The following is a 16,491-nucleotide window of genomic DNA, read 5'->3' as shown; positions in this document are numbered from 1 at the left end:
CGCGGGTCTTTTCGGTGCAACGGATCCGGGCGCGCCGGTGTTGTACCAACGTGAGAGAAACCGACTGTCCCGACCCGGTGCGCAAGGCGCTGCTCGACGACCTCGACGAGGGGTTCGCCGAGCTGTACGGCGCCTACCGCGGCCTGGTCTTCTCGACCGCGCTGCGGCTGAGCGGACGTTGGGCCGACGCCGAGGATCTCACCGCGGAGGCGTTCCTGCGTGCGTACAGGGCGCTGGCCGGATATGAGCGCGACCGCATCGCCACGCTCCAGCCGAGGGCGTGGCTGATGACGATCCTGATGAACGTCTGGCGCAACTGCGCCAGGACCAGGTCCCGCAAGCCGCCACCGGAGCTGCGGGACCACCCGATCGAGGAAGTCGACCCCGGTCAGGACGTCGAGGAGGCCGCGGTGCGCCGCGAGACCGGCGACGAGCTGGCCGGGCTCCTCGGCCTGCTGCCCGAGGAGCAGCGGGTCGCGGTGGTGCTCAGGCACGTCGTCGACCTGCCGGTCAGCGAGATCGCCACCGTGCTCAGGATCCCCCAGGGCACGGTCAAGTCGCACGTGTCGCGGGGACTGCGGCGGCTGCGCGCACTGGGAGGTGCCCGATGACCCACGATCCACTGCTGGCCGGGCTGTCGGCGCTGGCCGCCGACGCGCCCGAGGGACTGCTCGACCGGATCGCGGCCCGCTGGGTACGCGTCCCGAGCCCGATCGGGGAGCTGCGGGTCGCGTTCACCGACCAGGGCGTGGCCTACGTGCGCCCTGGCGACGGGTTCGCCGAGGCGTTCAGAGGGCGCTTCGCCCGCCCGCTGCTGCCCGCCGAACGCCCGCCCGCCGGGCTGCTGCCCGCGCTGCGCACGGGGCGCCTGGGCCGGCTGCGGCTGGACCTGCGCGAGGTGAGCGACTTCCAGCGCGACGTGCTGGAGACGGTCCGTACGATCCCGCGCGGCGAGGTCAGGCCGTACTCGTGGATCGCGGAGCGGATCGGCCGGCCCAGGGCGGTGCGCGCGGTGGGCACGGCGCTCGGCCGCAACCCCGTGCCGCTGCTCATCCCGTGCCACCGCGTCACCCGGTCGGACGGCGTCGCGGGGGACTACGTGTTCGGCCCGGCGGCCAAGGAACGGCTGCTGCTGGCCGAGGGCGCCGACCTGGAGCGGGTGCGGGAGCTGGCGGGGGACCGGGTGTTCTACCTGGCCAGCGACACCACGGGCGTGGTGTGCTTCCCGACCTGCCACAACGCCCGGCGCATCACGCCGCGGCACCGGCACGGCTTCCGCACCATCGCCCAGGCCAGGGCCGCCGGCTACCGGCCGTGCCGCACGTGCCGGCCCGCCAGTGCCTAAGGCTTGATCGGGTAGCGCATGAGGAGCGTGGCGCGTACGACGTCGGGGCCGTGCGCGCGGTAGCCGTGCGGCACGTCGGAGATCCACGAGATGTGGTCGCCCGGCCCGGCGGTGAGCGGTTCGCGCATGGGGCCCGCGCTGAGCGTGCCCGTGAAGACCGTGACGTGCTCGCTCACGCCCTCGTGGTGGGCGGGTGAGGTCTGGGTGAGGCCCGGCGGGACGGTCACCCGGTAGAGCTCGTACGTGATCCGGTCGTCCTCGAACACCTCCAGCAGCTCCGCCTCCATCGCCCTGCCCCGCATGATCTGCGGCTCGCGCGGCGCGTCGAGTATCGCCCCGATCGGCACCCCGAGCTGCGCGGTGATCGCCCAGAGCGTCTCCGCCGTCGCGTCGACCTTGCCGGTCTCGACGTCCGACAGGGTCTCCCTGTCGATGCCCGCGCGCTTGGCGAGCTCCGACAGAGACACGCCGCGCTCGTGCCGCAGCCGCCGGAGGCGATCTCCCACGACGTGGGGATCGGCGTCGAGTGCGGGCCGTGGCTCCATAGAGCAATGGCACGCGCCCCGCTGCGGGACCGCCATTTCCCCGCCGATAATTCTTTTGTCACTGCCCAGGGACCACACCCGAACTGGCATGCGGAGCATCGCGCTTTCCGGGGTTGCTGCTGCGACATGTGTGACAGACCGATACGATTCTGCAGATGTCCGGTTCGACAGGTGTGGCGGCACCTCCCCGACCTGGGCCTACGCCGGCTCAGGGGATGCCGTCGCCGTATTCGCTGCCCCTGCACGCCCTACGGCTGGCGGGGAAATGTGCCCTGCCGCTGATCCTCTGGTACGCCGCCGGTCAGCTGACCCGCTTCGTCCTGCTCTACGCCGCCACCGAGGTCGCCTACGGCGACTTCCGGCAGGTTCGCCTGGTCCTCGTGATGACGCTGCTCACGTTGATCATTCTGTCGGTGATGACGGTCACCGCCGGCATGCTGTACTCGCTGCGCAACGCCCTGTGGGAGATGCGCGCGAAGACCGAGGAGGGCATGCAGGACGAGCGCTTCTTCCGGGTGCTCGACCGGGTGGCCCCGGCCTTCGCCGTGCTCTACCTGGCGTGGGGGTTCCAGACGGAGGACGCCAGGGACGTCTACCAGATGGACCTGTTCCACCACATCTACGACCAGACGTCGGCGTCCTTCTTCGGGGAGCAGTCCCAGGTCGGCCGGGGACTCACGGACCTCGACTGGCGGGTGTCGCTGGGGGCGATGGCCGTCATGTTCGGGCTGAAGCTGCTCTTCGCCAAGCTCCTGGAGAAGACCGAGGGCAACGGCAAGTTCTATGGCTTCTGCGCGGCCTTCTCGGAGTTCGCCTTCGTCTTCTACGGCCTGAACGCCACCCTCTACATCGGCACCGCGCGCACCGACTGGGTCGAGCACCGCAACGTGGTGGCCGGCACGGAGGAGCTCTGGGCCGAGGCGCAGAAGAACGTGCCGCTGTGGGAGACCGTCACCGGCTTCCTCGGCGACGCCTGGCCGTTCTTCCTCGACGCCGTGGCCGTCCCGCTGGCCTGGCTCACCGTGGCGATGCTCGTCTTCGGCTCGTACTCCGACGAGACCCGCGCCCTGGTCAAGGGCACCCGCCTGGAGCGGGGCGTGGACCGGCTGGAGGGCACCCACGACCTCACCCAGAAGTCGTTCGACCAGCTCACCGGCGGGATCAGGGACCGCTGGCTGCCGCTGGCCAACTCCCTGCGGATGGTGGTCAAGGCCGGCCTCCCGCTGTTCGGCATGATGTGCCTGTGCTACGTGGGCCTGCTGGTCGGCGGGGAGTACGCCGAGCGGGGGCTGCGGTGGGTCATCGGCACCGAGCGGGAGTGGGTGTGGCAGTTCCAGGGGCCGCCGCTGAGCTTCGTGCGCGAGACGGTCGTGGCCGTGCTCACGATGGCGCTGCTGGCGGCCACGTACGACCTCGCGGCCACCAGAGCACGGCTCAGGGGCGAGCCGTTCGACGACGTCTGAGCCGGCGACCCCCGGGCGGTCGCCGGCCGCGACCGCTCAGCGCCGCCTGAACCGCAGGAGGTCGACGTCGCCCTCGAGGTTGGCCACGGTGTCCCGCTTGAAGAGGTCCGCCGTGGGCGTGTCCGAACGGTAGTTGCTCGGCCTGAAGGACAGCTCGACCTCGTCCGCCACCGCGGTCGGCACCACCGCCGCGGCCAGGATCTTGTACTCCTTGCCGACCTCCAGCCGGTCCGTCGGCCGGTCGCTCTGCGGATCGACGCTCACGACCCAGCTGCGGCCGGCGCGGTCCTCCAGCTTGGCATCGGTGAACAGGCCGGTCTTGGTGACGCTGCCCGCGTCGAGGATCTTCTTGGTGATGTCCACCCTCAGCGCGGTCACCTCGGGGCCGTACGGGAGGTTGTCGGGCATTTCGATGCGGGTGACCGTGGCCCGCCACTCGATGTTCTTCACCTTGGCCGCCTGGCCGGCGGAGACGACGGTCTCCTTGGTCTCCTTCGTGGTGGTCTTCTCGTAGAAGAGGTAGCCGTCGTACGACTGGGCGCCCATGGTGACCAGCGACACGACGACGGCGGCCACGGCGACCAGCACCGTGCGCTTCCTGCGGCCTCCCGGGGCGGCGGCCCGCCGCGACCCGGGCGGGGCCTCCTGCGGGGCGTCAGGCGACGGCTCAGGTGCGGACACCTGGTGGGCCGCGGGTTCCGGATCGGGGCTCTGCCGACGCGGGAGGGGCGTGCCGGGGCCCTGCTGCGGCGACACGGGCAGGGCGGCCGGGACGGCCGGCAGAGGCTGTGTGGAGCCGCCTGCGGGCTCTCGGGGGGCCGGGGGCCACACCTGCTGGTCGGGCTGCGCGGCGTGCCGGGCGCGGGGCTGCTGCGGGGTGGGGCGAGGCGGCAGCCCCGGCCTCCGCGCCGGGCCCTGCGCGTGTGCGGGACCTTGCGCGTGCGCCGGTCCCTGGCCGTGCGCCGGGCCTCGCGCGTGTGCCGGGCCTTCCCCATGGGCGGGGCTCTGACCGTGCGCCGGGCCCTGGCCGTACGAGAGGCCCTGCGAGGGGCCTTGGGCGTCCGCCGGAGGCCGGGCGTGCGAGGGGCCTTGGACGGGGCCTTGGGGGTGCGTGGGGCCCTGTGGCGCGCTGGGCCACTCCAGCGCCTCCTGCGGCGGGTTGGGTCGGCCCATCGCCTCCCGAGGCGCTTCAGGCCAGCCCATCGCCTCCTGCGGCCCGCTCGGCCGTCCCTCCGGCGCGCCGTAGCCCGGCGGCGGCGTTCCACGGCCGCCCCGGCCGGGCAGGTCGCCCGCGGACGGCACCCGGGGGACCGGCGCCGTCTCCTCGCCGAGCAGGTCCTGATCGAGGCGCGGGTCGTGCCCGGAACGCCGTCCCTGGCCGGGCGGCGGTGCGCCGCCGCCGGAGTGGTTGCCGAGCCCCGGCGGTGGCTCCTGGCTGGGCGGGGGCGGGGGCGGGGCCGGATCGTCCTCGCGCCGCGGGTCGTTCCTGGGCGAGAACCAGTCGCGCTCGTTCGTGCTCATCCTGAGATCACTTCTTGTCGGTCGAGTAGACGTCCTGAGGCGAGGCCGCGAGCTTGCGCGCGCCCTCGTCGTCCAGGCCGAGATCCACCTCGACCTCCGGCTGGTACGGCTCCACCACGAACCCCTTGTTCAGCCCGAACACGACATGCGCCCCCGCCAGCTCGGACGACGGCACCTCGAAGAAGAACCGCCCGCTCTTCCAGATGTCCGGCTGCACCCATGACATGGCCATCGTGAGGTCGTTGCTGACCCGGTCGGTGGCGTCGAACCTCTTCCCGTCGGCGGTCAGCAGCTCCGGCTGCTCCAGGTGATAGGGCTTGAGGCTGGACTTGGCCGTGACGTTGACGACGAGGAAGAGGTTGTCGGTCCCGATCGTCTTGCTGCCGCTCTGGATCGACTTCGCGGCCGTGAACGAGTCGAGCCGCAGGGAGAACCGCCGGGCGTCCACCACCTGGCCCTTGGCGCCCGTGTACGTGATCGGGTCGGTGATCTCACCCTCGGCCATGTGCAGGGTCTGCAGCCAGGCGGCGCCGCCCAGCAGCACCAGCCCGACGACGCCGCTGAGCAGCCGGGTGCCGATCCCCGGCCCGCGGCCCGCCCTCCTGCCGCGGCGACCGGGCGTGACAGTTGATCTTTGCTGCGTGGCGGTCACGTTGCGTCACCCTTCTTGACCGCAAGAGTCACCCGCGCCTTGATCTCGGGATAGAACTTCATGGTGTCGAGGTCCTCGTTGGAGACCATCTGCCAGCGCGGGACGTTGCTGTTGAAGCCGGGCTCGTACTCGAACGACGCGACGTCCATCGTGATCTTCTCCGGCGGCTGCTCGTTGTCCTTGAGCCGGTAGCGGAGGATGACCTGGCTGGTCACCCCCGGGTGGAGCTGGCCGGTCTCGCCTCCCTTGGCCTGGGCGAACGTGAACGGCCCCGCGTCCTTGGGGAAGGCGGGGGAGATCTTCACCAGGGAGCCGGCGAAGGAGTCGCTCGTGAAGGCCTGTTCCAGCTTCGCCGGGGGCAGGCCGACCTGGTAGGTCTTGTCGCCCTTGTTGGTGACCTCGAAGACCAGCTCCACGAACCGCTTGTCCTCGTCCCACTGCGACTCGGCCTTCTGCACCGTCACGCGCGACTCGACGAACTTGGTGGCGTACAGGCCCTGATCGAGCACCGCGCCCGCGCCCAGCGCCTCGGGCTCCTCAGCGGCCTCGCTCAGTCCGCCCAGGAGGGCGGTGATGCCGATGGCGGTGAAAGCCACCAGGGCAAGGGCGGGCACCACTACCGGGCGTCTGGGCTTGTCACTGCTTGCGCCGGAGGGTTCCGTCATGGGTAAGGATGGTAGTAGGTCTCGCTTGTCCCATCTGCCGCAATACTCCCATCGGACTGGGAGAATTGCCGAGAAACCCTGCCGCTACGGGCCTCGAAGCTCATACGCTGTCACGGAGCGGAAAGGGTTGGCCCTTACTCCTAACGACATATCGGCGGCCGGAGGGTCACGTGACGGACGTGCATCCCGAGCATGCCCAGCTCCAGGCGGACCGCATCTACCTGGGCTGGCAGTACATCCTGCTGCACTCCGACCCTGGCCCGCCGCCCAAGCGCCCCTCTCCGCTCGAGGAGCCCGCCGACCCGCCCGGCCCCGTCGACCCGGACCTGCTGCGCCGCGAGCGGCTCCAGGAGGACATGCTCAACAAGCCCGTGCGGCTCGTCCGGACGTTCATGCTGGTGCTGGCCGTGCTCATCCTGGCCGCCGGGATCGCGGGCTACCTCGCGTGGCCGTTCGCGATCGCCGGGCTCACCGCCGCCGGAGGCGTGGCGGGCATCTGCAGTTACGCGCTGTTGCAGGGCGACCGGGCGGTGAAGTACCGCGTGCTGGAGCAGCAGGCCAGGAACGAGCGCCGGCGCGAGGAACGTGACAAGGAGCTGTTCCGCGCCCAGGAGGAGCACGCCCAGCGATACCGCGAGTGGCAGGACTCCAAGGAACGCCACGACAGGCAGCTCTCGTGGTACGCGGTCGCCGTGCCGGACGAGATCGACCGCATCGACGTGGCGGGTGGCACACTCCCCGGCTGGTCGGCGCTGATCACGCTGCTCGGCGCCACGCGGCTCTACAGCGGCGGCCACCTGACCGTGCTCGACCTGTCCGAGGGCGCGATCGCCAAGGACCTGATCGAGCTGGCCCGCAAGGGCGGCGACGACCCGCTGGTCTGGGTGCTGCCGGTCGATCTGCCCAAGCTCGACCTGGGGGCCACGCTCAAGCCGGAGGCGTTCGCGGACGTGCTGGCGCACGTGGTGAGCGTGAGCGAGGAGCACCGCACCACGCGCGACCTCAGCTTCGACAACGCGATCCTGGAGCGGGTGCTCGAGGTGCTCGGCGAGAACGCCACGATCAGCCAGGTCACGGCCGCGCTGCGGGCGCTCGCGCAGGTGGGCGACCCGCGCGACGACCTGAGGTTCGGGCTGATCACGGCCACCCAGCTGGAGCGCATCGGCACGCTGTTCGGGCGCGGGGTGAGCGAGCGGGTGGTGATCGAGCGGGCCTGGGCGCTGGAGTCGCAGCTGCGCAAGCTGGAGACGCTCGGCACGGAGGCCGTACGGCTGCCGCCGGCGCGGCTGCGGGTGGTGAGCATGGACCGGCAGGCGGGCGCCTTCGGCAACCGGGTGCTCGGCACGTACGTGGCCACCGCGCTCACCCACATCCTGCGCCAGTCGCCGGCCTCGGACCGGCCCTGGTACCACACGATCATCGTGGCGGGCGCGGACAAGCTCAGGGGCGACGTGCTCGACCGGCTGATGGACGCCTGCGAGACCTCCCGTACCGGACTGGTCCTGACTTATCGGTCTTTGACCCCAACGGTGCGGGAGCGGCTCGGCAGGGGGCACGCGGCGGTCGCGTTCATGCGGCTGGGCAACGCCGAGGACGCGCGCGTCGCCAGCGAGCACGTCGGCACCGAGCACCGGCTGGAGCTGGCCCAGCTCACCGAGACGATCAGCGACTCGCTGCCCGGCCTCGACGGCGGCTACACCTCCACAATCTCCCAGATGGACGACGACGGCGCGGAGGACCGCGACGAGAACCTCGCGGATCTGGCCGGCGACATCACCGAGTCCACCGAGTGGGGCAGGACCGCCGACAAGATCTCCGAGAAGGAGCGGGTGCTGCAGCGCTCGCGCGAGTTCCTCGTCGAGCCGCACCAGCTCCAGCAGCTCCCCACGACCTCCGTGATCGTCACCGACGCCACGGCCCAGGGCAGGCGCGTACGCCTCGCCGACGCGAACCCCGCCATCCTGACCTTCCCCAAGACCACGCTCGGCGAGCTGGAGGACGTACGCGAGGCCGTGCTCGCGCTCGACCCCCAGGCACAGGGCACCGACGGCGAACCCCCACCGAACCTCGGGCCACCACCGCCACGCCTGGACTGGCGCAAGGGCAGGCAATGACATGGTCAATGTCAACGTGACGAGCTGACGGTTGGCGGAATTTAACAAAGAACCGTCTGTGGGGGAATGAAATGCAGCCGAGTGTGTCGCTGAATGGGCCCTGGTATCGAATCCAGTCGATCGCAGCGCCTTCGCGAAGCTCGTCGGCGGAGTGGGATTTCGTCACCGTGCTGCCCGCGGTGCTGTCGGCGGCGCAACGCGACCGGCCGTTCGTCATCGGGTGGCTGTCGCGGGGATCCGGCGCGCCGCTCGAGCTCATCACCAACGCCGGGCCGTTGTCGCCGCCGCGCCAGCCGCGCAGGTCCACCGACGCGCCCGGCCGCCCGAGCGGGCCGCAGCCGTTGCTGTTCCCGGGTGGGGCGCGCGGGGTCCAGCTCGACGAGGAGTATCTCGCCGACCTGGCGGACCTGGTGTGGACGCCGTGCCCGGGCCGCCAGGCGCCGCCGCTGGGGAACAAGGGTCGCGAGTTCGACCCGGACGAGCTCAGGCGGCCGACGTTGTTCGAGTCGACGCTGGTGACGCTCATGTCGCGGCCCTTCGCCTGGCTGGTGGTGGCCGAGCCGACCGACCTGCTCGACGCCGAGGTGGCGCACCTGCGTACCCAGCTCAACGTGCTCAGGCAGTACGGGGACGCCTCCGAGCGTTCCCGCTTCGACGCCGAGCGGGCCGAGCGGCGCATGCAGGAGCTGGACGCCTTCAGGGAGGCGGGGCTCTGGAACGTTCGCGTGCTGGCCGGGGGCGCCACCGCCGAGGAGCTGCGGCAGATCGCTCCCGTGCTGGTCGGGTCGGTCGAGATGAGCCATCACCCGTACCGGCTGCGCAGCTCGCACGGCGCCGCCTACGGCCTGTCGGAGGCCCTCGCCATCACCATGCAGGACCCGACGGACGGCGCCGCCGCCCCGTTCGCCGCCACCGCCGGAGCGCTCGCGGCGCTGGCCGGGCTGCCCAGGCGGGAGGTCCCGGGGGTTCGCGTGCTCGAGTCGGGCTTCTTCGACGTGACGTCCGAGGCCGACGGCGGCGAGCTGGAGCTGGGCGAGATCCTCGACGGGCAGGACAGGGGGGTCGGGACGTTCCGGGTGCCGCTGGCCACGCTCAACCGGCACGCGTTCGTCACCGGGGCCACCGGCTCGGGCAAGTCGCAGACGGTGCGCCACCTGCTGGAGCAGCTCAGCCGGGCCCGCATCCCGTGGCTGGCCATCGAGCCCGCCAAGTCCGAGTACGCCGCCATGGCCGGGCGCCTCGACGACCCGGTCACCGTCATCAACCCGTCGGCCCCGGACGGCGTGCCGTTCAGCATCAACCCGCTCGAACCCGAGCCCGGCTACCCCGTCCAGGCCCACATCGACATGGTCAGGGCGCTGTTCATGGCGGCGTTCGACGCCGAGGAGCCGTTCCCGCAGATCATGTCGCTGGCGCTGCAGCGCGTCTACGAGGCCACCGGCTGGGACGTCGTCACCGGCGGCGCCGTGCCGGGCTCGAACGTCCCGCCCAGCATCCCCACCCTCGAACAGCTCCAGCAGCACGCCATGGACGTGATCAAGGAGATCGGCTACGGCCGCGAGGTCCAGGCCGATGTGGAGGGGTTCATCTCGCTCCGGCTCCGGTCCCTGCGGGTCGGCTCGGCGGGGCGCTTCTTCGAGGGCGGCCACCCCGCCGACATCGGCGGCCTGCTGGAGCGGGACGTCGTGCTGGCGATCGAGGACGTGGCCAACGACGAGGACAAGGCGTTCCTCATGGGCACGCTGATCATCCGGATCGTCGAGCACCTGCGGATGCGGGCCCGCCGGGAGAAGTCCCACGAGCTGCGCCACGTCATCGTGATCGAGGAGGCGCACCGGCTGCTGCGCGACCGCGGCCACGGCCGGGCCTCCACGCACGCGGTGGAACTGCTGGCAGGGCTGCTGGCGGAGATCCGCGCGTACGGCGAGGGCATCGTGGTGGCGGAGCAGATCCCGACCAAGCTGGTCTCCGACGTCGTCAAGAACACCGCGCTGAAGGTCGTGCACCGGCTCCCGGCGGAGGACGACAGGAAGCTCGTCGGCGCCGCCATGAACCTCAGCGACGAGCAGTCCCGCCACGTGGTCTCCCTGCAGCCGGGCTCGGCCGCGGTCTTCGCCGACGGGATGGACCGGCCGCTGCGGGTCCGGGTGCCGCTGGGGGAGTCCCGCGAGAAGGTGCTGCCCGGCCCGCCGCCGCCCATCCGCGGCCGCCGGTCCGCGGCGTGCGGCGCGTCCTGCCGCACCGGGCAGGCGTGCACGCTGGTGGAGCTGCGCGAGGCCGACGTGCTCGCCGACGCCCCCGAGTGGGCCTGGCTGCGCATCTGGTGCGACACGGTCGTGCTCGCCTTCGTCAGCAACCGGCCGCTGCCCGGCGTTCCGCGAGCCCTGGGCGCCGCCTGGGGCGAGCTGCCGGCGCGGCGCGGCGAGTGCCTGCTGGCGACCCTGATCGAACGCTCGGTGCAGCGGCGCGCCTGGTCGCTGCGCAGCTGGTTCGACCCCGCCCTGCTCACCGAGAAGGCCGCCGAGACCGCCACGCGGCTGCTCGCCGGGCTCGACGGGGGCGGGGACCGGCCGGGCGCCTCGTGGGTGATCCCGCAGGTCCGGTGGCTGCACGAGGTGGACAGGCTCTTCCCGCACGGCCACGCGGCCCCCAACCTGCGCAGCCCGGCGCCGCCTATGGAGTACGCCCTCTTCCGCCAGCCCTCGAACGGCAACGGCGCCAACCCCGACCTCGTGCACACCGAGCTGCTCGGGCACCGCGCCAAGGCGCTGCGGCACCACCCGCTGTCGATGGAGGTGGACCGGAACCGGGCGCTGGCCTGGCGGGTCATCCTGGGGGACGACGAGAACGAGGGGGTGCAGCGGGACATCACGACGGTGGCGATCGGGATCGAGTCGTCGGCGCGGCTGCGGCACGTGGGGCAGACGATGGGGGCGGGGTGGCTGGAGGGCGTGCTGTCGTGGCCGCGACGTTTCGTCCTGCCGTTCGACCACGGCGGCGCCCCGGAGATCGCCTTCGCCGACGCCGCCCCCTCCCCGTCCTGACCTCCGGGGCTCAGCGGTCGCGGCGGCGGGTCTCGGCGATGACGGTGGAGGCCCTCAGCGGTCGCGGCGGCGGGTCTCGGCGATGACGGTGGCGAGTCTCAGCGGTCGCGGCGGCGTTCGAGGCGCTTGCGGCGGGCCACCTCCCGCCGGTGCTCCGCCGCCTCCCGCCGCCGGGCCCGCCGGTCGTCCGCCGCCTCCGTCTTCCGGCTCTCCAGCTCCAGCCGCAGCGCCTCCTGGGAGGCCGTGCTCCGGCGGGACACCCCGGCCGCCGCCCGGGCCGACAGTTTCGCGGCCCGCTTGGGGTTGACCCGCTTGGCCTCTCGTCCCTCCGAAGGGACGGGAGGTGCGGCGGCCGCCCGTTCGAGCAGCGCGACGCCGTGCCGCCGCAGGAACTCGTACAACTCCGGATCGGTGGGCTCGGACCCGAGCGTGAAACGGGTCGCCCGGACCGTGCCGTCCTCGACGATCTCGAGTACGCCGACCCATAACGGCCCGTCCAGATAGACCGACATCGTCACCACGTCGCCCTCCATGCGCGTATGCCGAAATGACGGCCTGTCGAGGCCGCTTCCGGCACACCGGACATCCCATGGAAGGGCGGATACGGTGAAGCTTCGCCCGGGCTACCGACCGGGCCGCGTTTTCGTGTGCTTCTCCAGACTATCGGCCAATGCCGACTAGGATCCTTGGGCATGACCCAGCTTCCTCTGCGGGCCCAGCTCGCCAGCGCCCTGGGCCGCAGTGCCGCGACGCTGTCCAAGATGACCGGGCGCGGGGACGGGTCGGTGATCGGCGGGCGAGTGGGCCTGCTGCTTGAGCCCGACCTCCTGCGCAAGCTGGCCCGCGACCGCAAGCTGGCCCTGGTCAGCGCCACCAACGGCAAGACCACCACCACGCGGCTGATCACCTCGGCGCTTCTCGAGCTCGGCGACGTCGCCACCAACGCGCTGGGCGCCAACATGCCCGCCGGCCACGTCTCGGCGCTCTCCCAGAACAAGGCCGCCCCGTACGGGGTGCTCGAGGTGGACGAGAAATACCTGCCGGAGGTCCTCGACACCACCGGCGCGGGCGTCGTGTGCCTGATGAACCTCAGCCGCGACCAGATGGACCGCGCCGCCGAGATCTGGCTGCTCGCGCAGAAGTGGCGCAGGGCGCTGTCCGGCAAGCCCACCCACGTCATCGCCAACTGCGACGACCCGCTCGTGACCTGGGGCGCCTCCACGGCGGCGAAGGTCACCTGGGTCTCCGGCGGTCAGCGGTGGAAGGAAGACTCCTGGTGCTGCCCCGAGTGCGGTGGCCCGCTGGACCGTAAGGACGCCGACTGGGCGTGCAAGGAGTGCACGTTCCACCGGCCGGAGCCGCAGTGGGCGATCGACGACGAGGTGGCCGTCGATCCGCGCGGGCAGCGGTGGCAGCTCGACATCCAGCTGCCCGGCCTGGCCAACCGGTCCAACGCGGTGATGGCGCTGGCGGTGGCCGAGGCGTTCGGGGTGCCGGTGGAGCGGGCGCTGCCGCGGCTGCGCCAGGTCACCTCGGTGGCCGGCCGCTACACCACGGTCGAGCGCGACGGCCGCCACGCGCGGCTGCTGCTGGCGAAGAACCCGGCGGGGTGGCTGGAGGCGTTCGACGTGTCCGACCCGCAGCTGCCGATCATCCTCTCGGTCAACGCGAACGGCCCCGACGGGCGCGACACCTCCTGGCTGTGGGACGTCGACTACCGCATCCTGCGCGGGCGCCCCGTCTTCGTGACGGGCGAGCGCCGCCTCGACCTGGCGCTCCGGCTCGACGTGGCGGACGTGCCCTTCACGCTGTGCGGCTCGTTCACGGAGGCGCTGGCCATGCAGCCTCCCGGCCGGGTCGACGTCATCGCCAACTACACCGCCTTCCAGCAGATCCGAACGGAGTTCGGCCGTGCCGACTGACAGCGCCCTTCGCATCGTCTGGATCTATCCTGACCTGCTGAGCACGTACGGTGACCAGGGCAACGCGCTCGTCCTGGAGCAGCGCGCGAACCGCCGGGGGATTACGACCGAGACGATCCACGTGCGTTCGGCGGACCCGGTGCCGGATTCGGGCGACATCTACCTCATCGGCGGCGGCGAGGACCGCCCCCAGATCCTGGCCGCCGAACGCCTGCGCCGCGACGGCGGCCTCCACCGCGCCGTCGCCCGCGGCGCCGCCCTGCTGGCGGTGTGCGCCGGATACCAGATCATGGGCAGCACGTTCGGGGGCGAGGAGGGCCAGCCGGTGGACGGGATCGGGCTGCTGGACATCGCCAGCTCCCGCGGTCCCGCCCGAGCGGTCGGCGAGCTGGCCGCCGAGGTGGACGCCGCGCTCAACCTCCCCACCCTGACCGGCTTCGAGAACCACATGGGCATCACCCATCTGGGCCCCGGCGTCAAGCCCCTGTCCCGGACCCTCGTCGGGGTGGGCAACGGAGACGGCTTCGAGGGCTGCTACGCGGGCCACGTGGTGGGCACCTACCTCCACGGGCCCGCCCTGGCCCGCAACCCGGCCCTGGCCGACCTGCTGCTGTCGTGGCGGGTGGGCGACCTGGCACCTCTCGACAACTCCCGCTACGAGGCCCTGCGCCAGGAACGCCTGGCCGCCGTCCTGCCCGGCTGACCGGTCTCCTCGTCGGGAGGGAAGAAGGGCAACTCCAGGTAGACGTGGTCGGCGGCGGCGAGGATCTTCGCGGCGTCGTCGACCGGCGGGTGGATTGCCTGGTTGATCCGCGTCTTGATCTCCTTGCCGTCGGCGCCTGAGGCCATCACCCTCCGGTCCCAGCCCCGGGTGAAGATCCCGCCGGCGCCGCCCAGGTCCAGGCAGGTGACGTACGGGCCGGGGGTGAAGTCGCGCAGCGGCACGCCGAGCAGGTCGGCCGCCGCGTTGTACCCGGCGACCTTGCCGAGCGGGGTGGCGTGCTGGCAGGCCTGCATGACCGTGTGCTCGGCGTCGAACGCCGCGGCGGCCGTGTCCCCGGCGGCGAACACCTCGGGAAGGGCGCGCAGGTGCCGGTCCACCGGCACGCGGCCGAGGCGGTCGAGCTCGTCGGAGATCTGCCGGGTGAGCTCGCTGGCCCTCATCCCGGCCGCCCAGACCACCGCGTCCGCCTCGATCCTGGTGCCGTCGGACAGGACGGCGTACCCGTCGCCGATCTCCGTCACCGTCGTCCCGAGGCGGCGTTCGACGCCCAGCTTGTCCAGCGCCGTCTCGATCTCCTCGCGCGGGCCCGGGCCGAGCTGGTGCCCGACCACCTGTGAGCGGTCCACCAGCAGCACCCGGCCCCGGGCGGCCAGCTCGGTCGCGGCCTCCAGGCCCACGAACCCCGCCCCGACGACCACGGCGCGGTAGTTCTCGCGGTCGCGCAGGTGGTCGGCGAGCCGCCGGGCCCCGTCCAGGGTGTCGATGTCGAAGAGCCGTTCGGCGCCGGGCAGGCCCTCGGGCCGGACGAGCTTGCTGCCGGCCGCCAGCACCAGGCGGTCGTAGCCGATCTCCCGGCCGTCGGCCACCACCACGCGGCGGCCGGTGTCGATCGTGCTCACCGAGGCCCGCAGGTGCTCGACGCCGACCGGCCCGAGGACCCTGCCGAGCTCCACCTTGGCCAGGTCCGGCTCCGGCTCGTACAGGCGTGGTCGTAGCACCAGGTGCTCGTTCGGCGAGACGAGCGTGATGCGCAGGTCCGCCGCTCCGCGCGCCAGCGCCGCTCCCGCCGCGCTCCACACGCCCGCGAAACCGCCTCCGATGATCACAACGTGCGCCACTGTCCCGTCCTCTCTCCGCCTCGCCCCCGGGGGATCAGGGGCGCCTGGCCCCCGGGGATCGGGGGCCGGTCGGCAGGGAGACAAGACGGCGGGATCAGATGTGACCGAGGCGGGCGAGCTTGTCCGGATTGACCAGCCGCCTGAACGTCGTGATCCGCCCGTCGGCGATCTCCACGGTGTCGAGCCAGACCAGCTTGCCGCCGTGGTAGGTCGCCAGGGCCGGGCGCCCGTTCACCTCGATGACCTGGAACGCGTCGGGCCGCCTGAGCTCGATCACCCTGACCGCCAGCAGGGCGATCCGCGCCGCGCCCCGGACCGGCCTGCGCGCCGCGGTCACCTCGCCGCCGCCGTCGGCGACGTATACGGCCTCGGGGTGCAGCAGCTCGACGAGCCCGGCCAGGTCACCCGCGTCGGCGGCCGCCTTGAACGCCCTGAGCAGCCGTTCGGTCTCGGCCCTGGACGCCCGGGGCCGCTCCTGGACCGCGGCGACCCGCGCCCGCGCGCGTGAGGCGAGCTTGCGGCCGGCGGCGGGCGTGCTGTCGAGCACCTCGGCGATCCGGGCGAACGGGAAGTCGAAGACGTCGTGCAGCACCAGCGCGACGCGTTCGGCGGGGGTGAGCGTCTCCATGACCACCAGCATCGCGGTGCTCACCGACTCGTCCATGAGCACCTGGGCGGCGGCGTCGGGCCCGGTCAGCAGGGGTTCGGGCAGCCAGGGGCCGACGTAGGACTCGCGGCGGACGCGGGCCGACCGCAGCACGTTGTAGGACGTCCGGGCGGCCACGGTCACCAGCCAGGCCCGCAGATCCCGCACCTCGGACAGGTCGGCGGCGACGGCGCGCAACCAGACCTCCTGCGTCACGTCCTCGGCCTCCGTCACGGTGCCGAGGATCCGGTAGGCCGCCCCGAAGACCGCGGAGCGATGCGCTTCCCACTCGGCCTCCGCCAACGCGCCGGTCGTCTCCACCCTCTTGCCTCCTCGATCGACTCCCGATCCTAGGCAAACCCGCTCTGCCCGCCGGAACGGCGGGGTCAGGACAGTCCGGCATCGACGTGTTCTGGGCCGGTGTCCGAGCATGGTTGGTGAGCCCATGTCGGCCGGGCCGAAAGCCAAGAGCCGACGGGCGCGCAACGGGCGTTGGAGCTGTTGCCCGCCATGACTCCCGCACCTTGCCGCCCTCGCCATCGGCCACCGATACCCGCCACGACTCCCGCACCTTGCCGACTTCGCCATCGGCCACCGATACCGGCGCACGGATGTCGGCCACCGATACCGCTTTTCGCGCAGAACTCCACCGCCTCCAGCAACGCCGCGATCAGCTCCGGTTGACATGCAGTCATCCGGCTGCCTATGGTCGAGACATGCAGCCAATCGACT

At 72.1% G+C, this 16,491-nt stretch carries 14 protein-coding genes; 7 read left to right on the top strand and 7 right to left on the bottom strand.

Annotated elements, in window-relative coordinates:
- Positions 1-50 precede the first annotated feature (50 nt).
- Positions 51-611: an RNA polymerase sigma factor gene (locus AB0L65_RS44140; RefSeq protein WP_364258919.1), complete on the top strand. Its 561-nt coding sequence runs from the start codon at positions 51-53 to the stop codon at positions 609-611.
- Positions 608-1,345, top strand: a complete 738-nt coding sequence (locus AB0L65_RS44135) for a methylated-DNA--[protein]-cysteine S-methyltransferase (protein WP_364258916.1) — start codon at positions 608-610, stop codon at positions 1,343-1,345. The genes AB0L65_RS44140 and AB0L65_RS44135 overlap by 4 nt, the downstream gene beginning before the upstream one ends.
- Here the strand turns inward: AB0L65_RS44135 and AB0L65_RS44130 are convergent.
- Positions 1,342-1,890 (bottom strand): XRE family transcriptional regulator, encoded by a 549-nt coding sequence (locus tag AB0L65_RS44130; protein ID WP_364258913.1) that lies wholly within the window; start codon positions 1,888-1,890, stop codon positions 1,342-1,344. The genes AB0L65_RS44135 and AB0L65_RS44130 overlap by 4 nt on opposite strands.
- 215 nt (positions 1,891-2,105) lie before the next feature.
- Between AB0L65_RS44130 and AB0L65_RS44125 the strand changes: the two genes are divergently transcribed.
- Positions 2,106-3,353: a hypothetical protein gene (locus tag AB0L65_RS44125; protein WP_364258910.1), complete on the top strand. Its 1,248-nt coding sequence runs from the start codon at positions 2,106-2,108 to the stop codon at positions 3,351-3,353.
- 36 nt (positions 3,354-3,389) lie between these two features.
- Here the strand turns inward: AB0L65_RS44125 and AB0L65_RS44120 are convergent, their stop codons facing one another.
- The 3 genes from AB0L65_RS44120 to AB0L65_RS44110 are packed head-to-tail and all read right to left on the bottom strand — an operon-like array spanning position 3,390 to position 6,191.
- A complete protein-coding gene (locus AB0L65_RS44120; RefSeq protein ID WP_364258907.1) occupies positions 3,390-4,874 on the bottom strand; it encodes a hypothetical protein in 1,485 nt (494 codons plus the stop codon).
- A 7-nt stretch (positions 4,875-4,881) separates the two neighbouring features.
- A complete protein-coding gene (locus AB0L65_RS44115) occupies positions 4,882-5,526 on the bottom strand; it encodes a hypothetical protein (protein ID WP_364258904.1) in 645 nt (214 codons plus the stop codon).
- Positions 5,523-6,191, bottom strand: a complete 669-nt coding sequence (locus AB0L65_RS44110; protein WP_364258901.1) for a hypothetical protein — start codon at positions 6,189-6,191, stop codon at positions 5,523-5,525. The genes AB0L65_RS44115 and AB0L65_RS44110 overlap by 4 nt, the downstream gene beginning before the upstream one ends.
- Before the next feature lie 170 nt (positions 6,192-6,361).
- On the opposite strand from AB0L65_RS44110, the gene AB0L65_RS44105 reads away from it, so the two are divergent.
- Entirely contained in the window at positions 6,362-8,305 is a 1,944-nt protein-coding gene (locus tag AB0L65_RS44105) for a hypothetical protein (RefSeq protein WP_364258898.1), read from the top strand.
- A gap of 167 nt (positions 8,306-8,472) precedes the next feature.
- Entirely contained in the window at positions 8,473-11,349 is a 2,877-nt protein-coding gene (locus AB0L65_RS44100) for an ATP-binding protein (RefSeq protein WP_364258895.1), read from the top strand.
- A 98-nt stretch (positions 11,350-11,447) separates the two neighbouring features.
- On the opposite strand, the gene AB0L65_RS44095 is transcribed toward AB0L65_RS44100, so the two are convergent.
- Positions 11,448-11,882 carry a YjdF family protein gene (locus AB0L65_RS44095; RefSeq protein WP_364258892.1) on the bottom strand — a complete coding sequence of 145 codons (435 nt, stop codon included), beginning with the start codon at positions 11,880-11,882 and terminating at the stop codon, positions 11,448-11,450.
- A gap of 159 nt (positions 11,883-12,041) precedes the next feature.
- On the opposite strand from AB0L65_RS44095, the gene AB0L65_RS44090 reads away from it, so the two are divergent.
- Entirely contained in the window at positions 12,042-13,271 is a 1,230-nt protein-coding gene (locus AB0L65_RS44090) for a MurT ligase domain-containing protein (protein WP_364258889.1), read from the top strand.
- Complete coding sequence (locus AB0L65_RS44085) at positions 13,261-13,974, top strand: glutamine amidotransferase (protein WP_364258886.1); 714 nt, start codon at positions 13,261-13,263, stop codon at positions 13,972-13,974. Before AB0L65_RS44090 ends, AB0L65_RS44085 begins: the two co-directional genes overlap by 11 nt.
- On the opposite strand, the gene AB0L65_RS44080 is transcribed toward AB0L65_RS44085, so the two are convergent.
- Both AB0L65_RS44080 and sigJ read right to left on the bottom strand, forming a co-directional pair.
- The gene (locus AB0L65_RS44080; RefSeq protein ID WP_364258883.1) at positions 13,926-15,113 is read right to left on the bottom strand and encodes an FAD-dependent oxidoreductase; all 1,188 of its coding nucleotides are present in this window, start codon (positions 15,111-15,113) and stop codon (positions 13,926-13,928) included. The genes AB0L65_RS44085 and AB0L65_RS44080 overlap by 49 nt on opposite strands.
- Positions 15,114-15,207: 94 nt before the next feature.
- Complete coding sequence (gene sigJ, locus AB0L65_RS44075; RefSeq protein ID WP_364258880.1) at positions 15,208-16,080, bottom strand: RNA polymerase sigma factor SigJ; 873 nt, start codon at positions 16,078-16,080, stop codon at positions 15,208-15,210.
- Between the last annotated feature and the right edge of the window lie 411 nt (positions 16,081-16,491).

The organism is Nonomuraea sp. NPDC052116, assembly GCF_040680035.1.
Taxonomy (GTDB): domain Bacteria; phylum Actinomycetota; class Actinomycetes; order Streptosporangiales; family Streptosporangiaceae; genus Nonomuraea; species Nonomuraea angiospora_A.
The sequence above is the reverse complement of the archived record's forward strand: the minus strand, read 5'-3'. Positions and strand labels throughout refer to the sequence as shown.